Origin of the sequence: Thiomonas delicata (assembly GCF_900088825.1) — a bacterium.
Taxonomy (GTDB): domain Bacteria; phylum Pseudomonadota; class Gammaproteobacteria; order Burkholderiales; family Burkholderiaceae_C; genus Thiomonas_A; species Thiomonas_A delicata.
In genome coordinates this window covers 502,629-514,852 of record NZ_LT592170.1, presented here as the reverse complement: position 1 = coordinate 514,852, position 12,224 = coordinate 502,629, and the positions used below count along the sequence as shown (strand labels likewise).

Here is a 12,224-nt window from a genome sequence, read left to right as displayed (position 1 = left end):
CAAGCGGACTGCAACGTCGCAGTGCGCCGCCCAAACCCCCGGCCCAAAGGGTTGCCCCCAGACGGGGCGTGAACAGGCCCTAGCGCTGCTCCACGCACAACGTCGTGTTGCCGGCCGGTGTGAGGTTGTTGATGGTGGCCTGGCGGCCCTTGAACCACACCTGCAGGTCGCCGTTCTTGTAGCGCGCGCCGTCCGCCGCGACGGTTTGTTCCAGCTTGACGACGCCCAGGGCGGTGGACAGCGTCACGCTCACGTCGCCGAAGGTGGCGACGAAGGACGTGCCGTCATTGCAGACGTAGCGCACCGCGTTGGCGGGAAGCGGGCCCGATGGCGGCATGAGGGTTTGCGCGGCCGGTGGCGAGGCCGAACTGGCCGGCGGAGCAGCCGGCGCGCTGGCCGCGGGCAAGGGCTGCGAAGTCGACGGCAGCGGGGCCGACTCCGGCCCCAGCGGCTGCACCGCGATGCCCGGCGTGGGTTGCAGCGGCTGGGCGAACACCTCAGGCGGCGGCGCGCTCGGCGCGGGTTGCGGGGCGGCGGGCGGCGGCGAGGGCTGGACCTGCGGCGACATCGGAATATTGACGATCGGCGGCGGCCCGTTGAGCGACACGGTGCTTCCGCAAGCCCCGAGCAGCAACGTGGCCAGCCCCGTGCCGAGCCATGCCGCCAGGCGCAGGCCGCCCGGATGACGCCTGGCGCTGCGGACTGCGGGGCGGGTGGGCAGACGTGTTTGCATCGTGGCGCTCTCTAAGGTGTCGAAATGGAACAGCGTGGTTCCCGATTACACCAGATCGACGCCCGCCCGGATGTGACCTGTTTCAACAAGCCTTGAATCGGTGTGGCGCCGATCCCACGGGCCTGGGCGGGATTGAAAACGCAAGCCTCTGCGCCGCGGCCCCTAATCCGTCTCAGACACGCCCGTCCTGCTCCAGAATGCTCCACTCCGCGTCGTCAAACAGTCTTGAGCGCGTCAGAAACCGAAAGCCCGTCGATCCCTCGAGCGAAAACATTCCGCCTCGCCCCGGCACGACGTCGATGATGAGCTGCGTATGCTTCCAGTACGCATACTGGGCTTGCCCGATGTAGAACGGCATGCCGCCGATATGGCCGAGCAGTCGATCCGCGTCGCCGAGCACAAACTCGCCGGCGGCAAAGCACATCGGCGCGCTGCCATCGCAGCAACCGCCCGACTGATGAAACATGAGGTCGCCATGCGCCGTCTTCAGCTTGTCGATGAGTTCGAGCGCGGCCGGCGTTGCCGTGACTTGCTCAACCGTCCGCGGCTCGACGTTGCCTGCGCCTGATTCGGGGGTCGTGTCCATCTTGAATGTGCTCGCTTGAGGGGGGTTCATGCGCGCGGGATCCCGGTTCATCCGGGAATCCCGCGCCCGCATGCACAGGCATGGGATCCGGGTCCGCCGTCAGAAGAAGCCCAGCTTGCTTTCGCTGTAACTCACCAGCAGATTCTTGGTTTGCTGGTAATGGTCGAGCATCATCTTGTGGTTTTCGCGCCCGATGCCCGATTGCTTGTAGCCGCCGAATGCGGCGTGCGCCGGATAGAGGTGGTAGCAATTCGTCCAGACACGACCCGCCTGTATCCCGCGGCCCATACGGAAGGCCCGGTTCGTGTCGCGGGTCCAGACCCCGGCGCCCAGGCCGTACAGCGTGTCATTGGCGATCGCCAGCGCGTCCTCTTCGTCCTTGAAGGTCGTCACGGACAGCACCGGGCCGAAGATCTCCTCCTGGAAAATGCGCATCTTGTTGTGCCCTTTGAAAACCGTGGGCTTGACGTAATACCCGCCTTCCAGTTCACCCGGCAGCTTGTTGCGCTCGCCTCCGATCAGGACCTGGGCTCCCTCCTGCTTGCCGATGTCGAGGTAGGACAGGATTTTCTCCAACTGCTCGCTCGACGCCTGCGCGCCGATCATGGTTTCCATTTCCAGCGGGCTGCCCTGCTTGATGGCGGCCACGCGCTTGATCGCCCGCTCGATGAAACGCTCGTAGATCGATTCCTGGACCAGCGCGCGGGAAGGGCAGGTGCAGACCTCGCCCTGGTTGAGCGCGAACATCGCAAAGCCTTCGAGCGCCTTGTCGAAGTAGCCGTCGTCCTTGTCCATCACGTCGGCGAAGAAGATGTTCGGCGACTTGCCGCCGAGTTCCAGCGTGACGGGGATCAGATTCTGGCTTGCGTACTGCGAGATCAGCCGGCCGGTGGTGGTTTCTCCGGTGAAGGCGATCTTGCCGATGCGGCTGCTCGACGCCAGCGGCTTGCCCGCTTCCAGGCCGAAGCCGTTGACCACGTTCAGCACGCCCGCCGGCAGCAAGTCGCCCACCAATTCCACCAGCACCAGAATGGAAACCGGCGTTTGCTCGGCGGGCTTGAGCACGACGCAGTTGCCCGCCGCCAGCGCCGGCGCCAGTTTCCAGACGGCCATCAGGATCGGGAAATTCCAGGGAATGATCTGCCCGACGACGCCGATCGGCTCGTGGTAGTGGTAGGCGTAGGTCTCATGGTCGATCTCGCTGATGCCGCCTTCCTGCGCGCGCACGCACGAGGCGAAATAGCGGAAGTGGTCGATGGCCAGCGGAAGGTCGGCCAGCGTGGTTTCGCGGATGGGTTTGCCGTTGTCCCAGGTTTCCGCGGCCGCGAGCATGGGCAGGTTGGCTTCCATGCGATCCGCGATCTTGTTCAGGATGTTCGCGCGATCCGTGGGCGATGTGCGGCCCCAGGCGCCCTTGGCCTTGTGCGCCGCATCGAGCGCGCGGTCGATGTCGGCCGCCGTCGAGCGCGGAACCTCGCAAAAAGGCTTGCCCGTGACAGGCGAAATGTTCTCGAAGTATTGACCGCCGGCAGGCGCAACCCATTCGCCGCCGATGTAGTTGCCATAACGCTTTTTGAAGGCGACGGCGGTGCCAAACTTGCCGGGCTCAAGCATGTCCATGGAGATCTCCTGAATGTGTGGGGAAGGGACCGAACTGCGATTGAACTGCGCATGCAGCACCTTCTTCCCTATCAGGAAACGTGCCTGACGCAGTCCTGCCGCCAGGGACAAATTTTTTCTTTGCACGACAAGACGTTAGGCCGCCCGATCCGGCTTTACCCCGAGTCTTTCCCCCGCCCCTTGTGACTTCATCCGCGACAGCGGACTGTCGCGTCTTGCGACAGGTGACATGAACCATCCAGGGTGCGACACTTCGCGCACAACAAAACGGACAGCCCGCATATTCATGCGTGGCGCGCCGACCCAGGAGACGGATGTGCCCCAGGCCAAACGCATGGACAGCACGGGGATCGCCCCGGCTTCGACCGCATTGCACTTGGCGCGCCAGCGCTTTTTCGAGGAAGGCCACGATCCTGAAGGACTCGTGCCGGAGTGGATCGCGCGTTCGTGGCGGCGATGCTCGGCCCTGCCAGCGAGGCCGAGCGAGTCCCCCGAGCCTTTGCCGCAGGACGAGTTGTTCAGCCGGCGCGAGGCGCAGGGACGGCTTCGCCGCCACGCCCTGCCCGAATTGGAAGCCTTGGCCGAGGCTCTGTCGCCCTCGCGCGTCGTCGTGTTGCTGGCCGATCCGCAAGGCATGATTCTCGACGCCACGGGCTCGGACGTCTTCATGAACAAAGCCCAGCGCGTGGCCCTGATGCCCGGCGTCGATTGGTCCGAACGGCGCCGAGGGACCAACGCGATCGGCACGGCCTTGACGGAAAGCTCCCCCGTCACGGTCCTCGGCCCCCAGCATTACATGGAGCAAAACGGCATCCTGGGCTGTACGGCCGCGCCGCTGCTGGGCGCGGACGGGCAGGTGCTGGGGGTGCTGGACGTTTCGGGCGATCCCCGCTGCATTCAGTCCCAGACCGTCGGCCTGGTCCGCATGGCGGCGCAGATGATCGAATACCGCATGGCGCTGGACAACAGACCCGCGCAGACCGAACTCCTGCGTTTTGCCCGCGACCCGGCGTTGCTCGGCTCGCACCGCGAGGCCTTGCTGTGGATCCGCAACGAAACCATCGTCGGTGCCAACCGTGCAGCCATGCGCGTTTTGGGCATGACGTTCGAACAGTTGCGCGGCCGATTCGTCGACGACCTCTTCTGCTCCCTGCCGAGCACCGACCGCGACCGGTTCGAGTTGTGCTTGCAGCCCTGGCTGGCGCGTCCGGGGCGTTCGGCTTCCTGGGCTTCCGGCTGGGTCGGCGGCAAAAGCCGACGGCCAGACGGCGTATCGACCGCGGCCGAAGAACGGTTGCCGCAGAAACACCCGGCGGCGGTTTCCGAACCGCCCATCATCTGGGACGCGCAACGGGACGCGCTGGTCGAGCGCGCGAGACGCGTTCTGGATTGCGGGATCCCGGTTCTCATCCTCGGGGAATCGGGCACCGGAAAGGAGGTTTTTGCAAGGCGGGTTCACCAGGCCAGCCAGCGCCGCCAGGGGCCTTTCGTCCCGGTCAATTGCGCCGCCGTCCCGGAAGGCCTGATCGAGGCCGAGCTCTTCGGCTACGAGGAAGGCGCTTTCACCGGCGCCCGGCGCAAGGGTCAGCCGGGGCTCATCCGGCAAGCCCATGGCGGCGTCTTATTCCTGGATGAAATCGGTGACATGCCTTTGCCGATGCAGGCCCGGCTGCTGCGGGTTTTGCAGGACCATGAAGTCAAGGCGCTCGGCGGGGGGCGTCAGCAACCCGTGGATTTCGTGTTGATGTGCGCAACCCATTGCGACCTCCAGAACATGGCCGCCCAGGGCAGTTTCCGAACAGACTTGTATTACCGCCTGCAGCATTTCACGGCCGCATTGCCGGCCCTGCGCGAACAGTCCGATGCCAGGATCCGCGTCGAGGAACTCCTGCAATCGATGTTGCCGTCTCGCCGTCTCCGGCTCAGCCCGCAAGCTCGGGATGCGCTGTTGGCTTACGCCTGGCCGGGCAACTGGCGGCAGCTCATCGCGACGACGCAGACCCTCCTCGCCTTGGCCGAGCCGGGGAGTTGCATCGAACTCGCCGATCTCCCCGAGGCCATTCGGCGCGATTGGCACAGCCGGCACGCAACGCCATCGACCGCCGCGGCGGCGCCGCGCGCCAGCGGCGCCAGGCATGATGCCGCTGGGGATGCGCCGCCGCCGATGGCGCTGCGCGCCCTGACGGAATCGGCCATCCAAGCCGCGATTTCCTCGTGCAGCGGGAATATCAGCCAGGCCGCGCGGCTGCTTGGCGTGCATCGCAGCACGCTCTACCGGCATGTCTTGCCGAACCGGAAGCCTCGTTGACCCGAAACGCGCACCGCGTCCCTGAGCCGTTGACGCAATGGGCCTTGCCGCGCATCCCATCCCGGCACGCTTTCACCCCGCGTGAGCCGGCCCTCAGCGACTCGAGCCCCGCGGCAGCAGCACCCACATGCGCCCCGGCGACTGCATGCGCCCGGCCGCATCCCCGGCGGCTTCCCCGGTGCCGAAGAACAGGTCGGCGCGCAGGCTGCCGGTGATGGCGCCGCCCACGTCCTGGGCGAACACCAGATGGGCGAAGGGCTGGCCGGCAACGGTGGTGCTCAGCCATAGCGGAGTGCCGAGGGCGAGCTGGCGCTTGTCCACGGCCACGCTGCGCAACGGGGTCAGCGGCACGCCCATGGCGCCGGTGGGGCCGCGTTCGGGGTGGTCCAGCACGGCGGCGCGGAAGAACACCACGCGCGGGTTGGCGTCGAGCATTTGCTGCACGCGCTCGGGATGCATGCGCGCCCAGGCGCGGATGATCTGCATGGTCACCGTGCCGCGCAGCTCGCCCTGGTCGAGCAGCCAGCGGCCCACGGATTTGTAAGGCCAGCCGTTGTCGCCGGCATAGCTCAGGCGCAGGGTCTCGCCGTCCGGCAACTGCACCAGCCCCGAGCCCTGCACCTGCAGGAAGAGGGCCTCCACCGCGCTGTCGAGCCACACCACCACGTTGCGGTCGAGCACGGCCTGGGCCTGCGGGTCGGCGCTGATCTGGGCGCGGCTCCAGTAGGGCAGCACGTCCTTGCGCCCGTCGCGCCATACCACGCGGCCGCGCGTGACCCCGTCGTCGGCGCCGGGGCGGTCCACCAGATCGGCAGGCAGGCCGTACACCGGCACCACGTAGGGCCACGCGCGCGTGCGCGAGCCGTGCAGCACGGGCTCGTAGTAGCCGGTGACGAGCCCGGTCTCGGCGCCGGTGCTCGCCGTGGCCTGCCAGGGCTGGAACCACTGCTCGAAAAAGGCGCGCTGGGCCGCCGCGTCGTTGGGCGCGACGGCGCCGGAGGCCGCGCAGGCGGCGGCGAGCTGGGGCAGGCCGGCGCTGCAGTCGCGTTGCCATGCGGACCAGACGCCGGAAAAATCGTCCGCCGCCCAGCCTGGCAGATCGGCGAAACGTGCGGGTTGCAGATTCAGGCCGGCCCCGGTCAGCGCCGCCGTGGCCCCGGGCACGGCCGGCGGCGGTGCGGGTGGCGCGGACTGCGGCGGCTTGGGCGGCATGGGCGGCGGCACGGGCGGCGCCGCGCACGCCGCCAGCAGCAGCGCCAGCAACAAGGCCGGCCGTGGCGCACGTCGCCGTGCGGGGCGGGCGGGCGGCGCCGGGCGGGCGTCCATCAGGGCGCGTCCCCGGTTTGCGCCGCCGCGGCACGCGGCGGCCAGACGAAGCTCAGCAGGTTGCGTCGCAGGCGGCTGCGCAGCGCCGTGCGCAACAGCCTGCGGTCCTGCAGGCCGATGCCGCGTGCGCGCAGAGCCAGGCGGAAAGCGAGATAGAAACTCGTCACCACGTTGAGCAGGCCATTGGCGATCACGCCGGGAACGGCCCACCAGAACGCGCTCTCGTGCAGCACGCCCCAGCCCAGGGTGGCCGTCGCGGCCCCCATCAGCCCGGTGGACAGCGTGACGTGCCGCACCTGCAAGCCGAGACCGAAGCCGGCGAGCAGTTCAGGCACGAGGCCGAACAGGAAGCCCAGCGAGATATTGCCCGCCATGCTGCTGATGTTGGCGCGCCACCAGATGGCCCAGCGCGCCGCGCGTTCGGCGCCGAGCACGGCGCGAATGCGCGGATTCCAGCGCAGGGCGCTGTCGAGCCGGTGCAGCACGAAGGCATTCTCGGTCCACCCGGCCACCACGCTGGAGGCGAACAGCAGCACGCCGGTGAACACGGCGAACAAGGGCGTCGGCCCGAGCAGGGACAGCGAGGCGAGTTCGGCGCGGGCGTGCGCGGCGTCGAGCAGCGGCGCGCCGAACAGCCATTGCGCGGCCAGGCCCAAGGCGAGCGCGGCCGGAAACACCAGGGCGACGTTGCCGAACACGCCCGCGGCCTGCGAGCGGGTGAGGGCGGCCACCTCGTCGACGAAGGCCTGCGCGGCTCGGCGGTCGGACAGGTCGGCGAGCTTGTCGGCCATGGCCGGCGCGGTCATCGCCGGCTGCTTGGTGGCGATGGTCCAGTGCAGCAGGGCGATGAGCACGAAGGTGGCGGCATAGTTGAGCCCGACCCACAGGCCTGTGAGCATGGACGGCATGTGCAGGCCGATGATGCCGATCTTGAACCATGTGGTGAGGCCCATCACGGCGCCGCCGCCAGCCGCCGCCCACAGCATGCCGGCGTACTCGCGCCCGGTGTGGGTGATGTAGTGCTCGCCGGTTTCGGCGTGGCGCTCGGCGATCTTGCGCGACAGCAGCGAGGTGTTGCGCGCCACCAGGGCGACGATGCTGCGCCGCCCCTGCACGATGCGTGCGAAATCCGCCAGCATGCGCAAATGCTCGCGGCCGTTCTCGCGTCCGACCAGGCAATCGAGCAGGATTTCGATGCGCGCGATGCGCCTTTCGAGCTGCCAGGCGTCGAACACGATGCTCACCGACACGCCGTTGTCTTCCAGATGCTCGGGCACGGTGCGCACGGCTTGCATGCAGGCGTCCAGCAGGGCGCGGAAATACGTGAGCTCCTGGGTCAGCGGCGTGACTTCATCCGCCGCGCCCGCGGTGCGCTCGCCGGGGTGCAGGTGCCGCTGCGTCGCTTCCCAGGCGCTGGCGAGCTGGCGAAAAGGCGTGACCACGTCCTGCACGACGTCGCCGGTGGCGCGCATGCGCCGGCGCAGGAGCGGCGAGAAGGCGGCCGAGCGCACGTGGCTGACACTGAAGGTGATGGCCTCGGCGATCTCGGCGCGCCAGTGCGCCGCGATGTCGTCCACGGGCGGCGCCGCACCGGCCACGTCGTCCGCTTCGACCGGCACGGCGGGCGTCGTGAACAAGGCCACGACGCGCGCCAGCTGCGCATCGGGCAGGGCCATCAGCCAGTCGGCATCGTCCGCGCTGTTGAACAAAAGCCCGAACAAGGAAGCCAGGTCGCCGGTGTCCGGCGTGGCGGGCATGATCTTGGTGCGCAGCCGTTCGGCGAACTCGGACCAGAACGCGGGACGCGAGGTGAAGCCGAAATCGGCCAGCAGCGAGGTGGCGTCGTTGTCCAGCACGAAGCGCTGCAGAACAGCGGCCACCGCGCGGCGCCGGCCGGGATCGGCGTCCAGCGCATCGAGCACGGCCTGCAGGCGCCAGACCGCCGCCGGCAAGCCCGGCTGCAGCGCGGGCGCCGGCCCGCCGTCGAGCACAGGCTGCGGGCCGGCGCGCAGCCATTGCACCAGCGCGATGAGCCAGAGATGGCGCTCGGGCCGGGCCGCACGCGGCTCGGCCTGCTGCAGCAAGAACGTGAGTTGGTCGCGGGCGCTGGTTCCTGGGGTCGGCGCCATGCGCGTCTAGTGCAGGGTCATGCCGGGGGGCATGAGAACGAATTCAGGAATGGGGGCGTCGAACCGGGCGCCGTCCTCGGCCACGCAGAAATAACTGCCGCGCATGCTGCCCGATGGCGTGTTCAACCGCGTCCAGCTCGTGTATTCGAAGGTTTCGCCCGGCTTGAGCAGCGGCTGGTGGCCCACCACCCCGAGGCCCTGCACCTCCTCGACGCGGCCGGTCTCGTCCATGACGAACCAGTGCCGCGAGATGAGCTGCGCCGCGACGCTGCCGGTGTTGCGTATGCTCACGCTGTAGCTATAGGCCCACACGCGCTGGCCCGGGTCGGATTGCTCGGGCAGGAATTCGGGCTTCACCGCCACTGAAAATTGATAGGGCTCCATGGTGCGGCCGATTGTAGACAGCCGCCCGGCAGACAGCGCGGCAGGGCTTTTACAATCGGCCCCACCATGAAAACCTACCGCATCGCACCCAGCATTCTCTCGGCCGATTTCGCCCGCCTCGGCGAAGAGGTCCGCAACGTCATTGCCGCCGGCGCCGACTTCATCCATTTCGACGTGATGGACAACCATTACGTGCCCAACCTGACCATCGGCCCGCTGGTGGCGCAAAGCCTCAAGCCGCATTGCAAGCGGGCCGACGGCACCCCCGTGCCGCTGGACGTGCACCTGATGGTCAAGCCGGTGGACGCGCTGGTGCCGATGTTCGCCAAGGCCGGGGCCGACATCATCAGCTTCCACCCCGAAGCCAGCGAGCACATCGACCGCACCCTGCAGCTCATCCGCGACAGCGGCTGCAAGGCCGGGCTGGTGTTCAACCCCGCCACCTCGCTGGACGTGCTGGACTACGTCATGGACCGCATCGACCTCGTGCTCATCATGAGTGTGAACCCCGGCTTCGGTGGGCAAAGCTTCATCGAAGGTGCACTGCACAAAACCGCCATCGTGCGCAAGAAGCTCGACGCCTACAAGGCCCAGAGCGGCCGCGACATCCTGCTCGAAGTCGACGGCGGCATCAAGGCCGACAACATCGCCAAGGTCGCCGCGGCGGGGGCCGACACCTTCGTCGCCGGCAGCGCCATCTTCGGCCAGCCCGACTACAAGGCCGTGGTCGACGCCATGCGCGCCAATCTGGCCGGCGTGCCATGACGGCCGGCGCTCCCTGGCTTGACGCCCCGGTGCGCGTGGCCGGCGTCGCGGTGCGCGCCGCCATCGTCGACCTCGACGGCACCATGGTCGACACCCTCGGCGATTTCCACGCCACGCTCAACCGCATGCTGCCCGAGTTCGGCCTGCCGGCGGTGAGCCGCGAACAGGTGGAAGTGCGCATCGGCAAGGGCTCGGAATACCTGGTGGCGCAAACCCTGCGCATCCACCTCGACGACGCGCGCGCCGATGCCGTCTACCCGCAAGCCATCGAAAGCTACCAGCGCCACTACGCCGACGTGAACGGCAACCACGCCAACGTGTTCCCCGGCGTGGCCGAGGGCCTGCAGCGCCTGGCCGACGCCGGCCTCGCCCTGGCCTGCATCACCAACAAGCCCACGGCCTATGCGCGCGAGCTGCTGCGCCTGAAGGGCCTGCTCGGCTTTTTCCGCGTGGTCAACGGCGGCGACGCCTTCCCGCGCAAGAAACCCGACCCCATGCCGCTGCTGGAAACCTGCCGGCAGATCGACATGCAGCCCGCCCACACCCTGATGGTGGGCGACTCGCAGAACGACGCGCTGGCGGCGAGGGGCGCCGGCTGCGCGGTGGTGCTGGCCACCTACGGCTACAACCACGGCGAGCCCATACGCGCCACGCCGGCCGCCGCGTATTTCGACCGCCTCGACCAGCTCGAACTGGAGCGCGACGTCTGAAGTTTCAGACCCGCGCCGGGGGCGCGGACCCAGGAACCAGCCCGGCGCGCGCCGGGCCAGCGGCTGCGGACCTCACAGGGCCTTTTCAGACTTGGCGCAGCCCAGGCAATCCGCCGTGGGGTGGTTCTGGCGCTGCACGGCGGCGCTGTTGATCACACTTGCGGGCAGAGAGCGCGCGATGCTGTCGAACAGCTCGGAGCCGCCGATGGGCGCCATTTTCAGGCCGCTTGGCACCATCACATAGGTACCTTGCTTGCTGAAAAAGCGCAGCGACACGGTCTCGCCGGCGGCGATGGTCTTCACGCTCTTGAACATGTCCTGCATCTTGGCCAGATCGGGCTGGTACTGCTTGTATTGCGCCGCCGAGACGCCTTTCTTCACCAGCGCGTCGATGGCCATGCCGAGCTGCGCCCCGCCCATGGGCTTGAGCGGGATGAGGCGCAGCTCTTTCATGCGTGCGGTCATGATGTCCGAATTGGACGTGGTGTTTTGCGGCACGTACAGGGCCGCCGCCAGACGGTGCCCGGCCAGGGTCACCAGGCCCGCGCCGTTGATCCACAGCGGCACGCCGTTAGCCGGGGCCGACTGCTCGATGGACACGCCGCCGACCTTGATCGCGGCGTTCGCATTGGCGGAGATGAAGCTCGTGGCCAGGGCTGCGGCCAGCAACAGTTTTTTCATGGACGACTCCTCAAGTAGCGCTTGCTGGAACAAACTATATAAGTGGGCGATTATTCATTGCTTCGGCCGGCTTGACGTGCCATTTCGCAACAAGCTGTATGCAAGCGCAAGCTTGGCGCTCTCGCCGAGAGGAGAGCACGGCCCCGTCTCAGGGAAAATCCGGAGGCCGCGGGCCGCACCTGCCGCCCCATTTTCCTGTCTGCGGACCCTAGTCGCGTAGCGCGACGTCGCCGAGCAGCGCACGCTTCAATCGCGCATCGGCCGGTTCCTTGCCAAGCCAGATCTTGAGCAGGGCGTTGAAGAAATCGGGCTCGGCATAGGGCGCTCCGGCGGCGAGTCCATCGATGTCGATGGTCGTGCCTTGCCCGGGCACGAAGCGCAGCATGACGGTTTCGCCGGACTTCAGTTCGCGTTTTTGCGCGAACAGCCCGCCGAGTCGCGCCAGGCCTGGAATCAAGCCCGAGAATTCCTGTGGCGAGACGTTGTTCCGTATGCCCTCGGTGAGCTTGTCGCCAAGCTCCTTGCCGGAGATATCGCGCAGCATCACCAGGCGCAAGGCCTTCGGGCCGGGCATGTCGAGCGCGGCTTGGGCGCTGGCCGTTTTCTGCGGCAAGTACAACGCGGCCACGTACACCTTGAAGAACACGAAGTAGCGCGTGCCGGCGCCGTTGAGCACGAGGGTCTTCCCCGCGAGCTGCTGGGTGGGGTCCACCTGCACCCCGTGAATCTCGAAGGCATGCGCGATCGGCAAGAGGCCGGCCAGCATGAGGCAGAGGATGAATCGAAGGGCGAGGCCGTGGCGCGATGGGGTCATGATGTCTCCTGTCTCGATGTTCGGGTCCGTGCCGACAAAAAAGCACGGTCGTTCAGTTTCCGATAAATGCCGCCGGCTGGCAAGCTCCGGCGGCGTTTCGCAGGGATTTGCTACAGTCGTGCCGCATCGCGTCGTGATCCGATCACGCAATCCTGATCCGCCCCATGT

The 12,224-nt window shown here is 67.7% G+C and carries 11 protein-coding genes; 3 read left to right on the top strand and 8 right to left on the bottom strand.

Features of this window, described 5'->3' with window-relative positions; all coding sequences use genetic code 11:
* Window positions 1-79: 79 nt before the first annotated feature.
* The 3 genes from THIARS_RS02460 to adh all read right to left on the bottom strand — a co-directional run bounded on the left by THIARS_RS02460 (window position 80) and on the right by adh (window position 2,939).
* Window positions 80-733, bottom strand: coding sequence for an MliC family protein (locus THIARS_RS02460; protein ID WP_094159319.1), 654 nt, complete (start codon window positions 731-733; stop codon window positions 80-82).
* A 172-nt stretch (window positions 734-905) separates the two neighbouring features.
* Window positions 906-1,319, bottom strand: a complete 414-nt coding sequence (locus THIARS_RS02455; RefSeq protein WP_094160579.1) for a DUF779 domain-containing protein — start codon at window positions 1,317-1,319, stop codon at window positions 906-908.
* A 99-nt stretch (window positions 1,320-1,418) separates the two neighbouring features.
* Window positions 1,419-2,939, bottom strand: coding sequence for an aldehyde dehydrogenase (gene adh, locus THIARS_RS02450; protein ID WP_094160578.1), 1,521 nt, complete (start codon window positions 2,937-2,939; stop codon window positions 1,419-1,421).
* A gap of 316 nt (window positions 2,940-3,255) precedes the next feature.
* Between adh and THIARS_RS02445 the strand changes: the two genes are divergently transcribed.
* Window positions 3,256-5,247, top strand: a complete 1,992-nt coding sequence (locus THIARS_RS02445; protein ID WP_094160577.1) for a sigma-54-dependent Fis family transcriptional regulator — start codon at window positions 3,256-3,258, stop codon at window positions 5,245-5,247.
* A 93-nt stretch (window positions 5,248-5,340) separates the two neighbouring features.
* On the opposite strand, the gene mltA is transcribed toward THIARS_RS02445, so the two are convergent.
* The 3 genes from mltA to apaG are packed head-to-tail and all read right to left on the bottom strand — an operon-like array spanning window position 5,341 to window position 9,086.
* Window positions 5,341-6,573 carry a murein transglycosylase A gene (gene mltA / locus THIARS_RS02440; RefSeq protein ID WP_094159318.1) on the bottom strand — a complete coding sequence of 411 codons (1,233 nt, stop codon included), beginning with the start codon at window positions 6,571-6,573 and terminating at the stop codon, window positions 5,341-5,343.
* Entirely contained in the window at window positions 6,573-8,702 is a 2,130-nt protein-coding gene (locus tag THIARS_RS02435; protein WP_094159317.1) for a site-specific recombinase, read from the bottom strand. Before THIARS_RS02435 ends, mltA begins: the two co-directional genes overlap by 1 nt.
* Window positions 8,703-8,708: 6 nt before the next feature.
* On the bottom strand, window positions 8,709-9,086 hold the full coding sequence (gene apaG, locus THIARS_RS02430) for a Co2+/Mg2+ efflux protein ApaG (RefSeq protein ID WP_094159316.1): 378 nt from the start codon (window positions 9,084-9,086) through the stop codon (window positions 8,709-8,711).
* 66 nt (window positions 9,087-9,152) lie between these two features.
* Here apaG and rpe point away from each other — a divergent pair, with 66 nt between their 5' ends.
* Window positions 9,153-9,851, top strand: a complete 699-nt coding sequence (rpe, locus tag THIARS_RS02425) for a ribulose-phosphate 3-epimerase (protein WP_094159315.1) — start codon at window positions 9,153-9,155, stop codon at window positions 9,849-9,851.
* Window positions 9,848-10,561 (top strand): phosphoglycolate phosphatase, encoded by a 714-nt coding sequence (gene gph, locus THIARS_RS02420; RefSeq protein WP_094159314.1) that lies wholly within the window; start codon window positions 9,848-9,850, stop codon window positions 10,559-10,561. Before rpe ends, gph begins: the two co-directional genes overlap by 4 nt.
* Window positions 10,562-10,633: 72 nt before the next feature.
* Here gph and THIARS_RS02415 read toward each other — a convergent pair whose 3' ends face one another.
* Together THIARS_RS02415 and THIARS_RS02410 are read right to left on the bottom strand one after the other, a co-directional pair.
* Window positions 10,634-11,242, bottom strand: a complete 609-nt coding sequence (locus tag THIARS_RS02415; RefSeq protein ID WP_094159313.1) for a chalcone isomerase family protein — start codon at window positions 11,240-11,242, stop codon at window positions 10,634-10,636.
* 208 nt (window positions 11,243-11,450) lie between these two features.
* A complete protein-coding gene (locus tag THIARS_RS02410; RefSeq protein WP_094159312.1) occupies window positions 11,451-12,056 on the bottom strand; it encodes a chalcone isomerase family protein in 606 nt (201 codons plus the stop codon).
* Between the last annotated feature and the right edge of the window lie 168 nt (window positions 12,057-12,224).

Coding starts and splice junctions, on each gene's coding strand:
- rpe (WP_094159315.1), top strand. CDS start 9,153: ATGAAAACCTACCGCATCGCACCCAGCATTCTCTCGGCCGATTTCGCC.
- apaG (WP_094159316.1), bottom strand. CDS start 9,086: ATGGAGCCCTATCAATTTTCAGTGGCGGTGAAGCCCGAATTCCTGCCC.
- adh (WP_094160578.1), bottom strand. CDS start 2,939: ATGGACATGCTTGAGCCCGGCAAGTTTGGCACCGCCGTCGCCTTCAAA.
- THIARS_RS02415 (WP_094159313.1), bottom strand. CDS start 11,242: ATGAAAAAACTGTTGCTGGCCGCAGCCCTGGCCACGAGCTTCATCTCC.
- gph (WP_094159314.1), top strand. CDS start 9,848: ATGACGGCCGGCGCTCCCTGGCTTGACGCCCCGGTGCGCGTGGCCGGC.
- mltA (WP_094159318.1), bottom strand. CDS start 6,573: ATGGACGCCCGCCCGGCGCCGCCCGCCCGCCCCGCACGGCGACGTGCG.
- THIARS_RS02435 (WP_094159317.1), bottom strand. CDS start 8,702: ATGGCGCCGACCCCAGGAACCAGCGCCCGCGACCAACTCACGTTCTTG.
- THIARS_RS02455 (WP_094160579.1), bottom strand. CDS start 1,319: ATGGACACGACCCCCGAATCAGGCGCAGGCAACGTCGAGCCGCGGACG.
- THIARS_RS02410 (WP_094159312.1), bottom strand. CDS start 12,056: ATGACCCCATCGCGCCACGGCCTCGCCCTTCGATTCATCCTCTGCCTC.
- THIARS_RS02460 (WP_094159319.1), bottom strand. CDS start 733: ATGCAAACACGTCTGCCCACCCGCCCCGCAGTCCGCAGCGCCAGGCGT.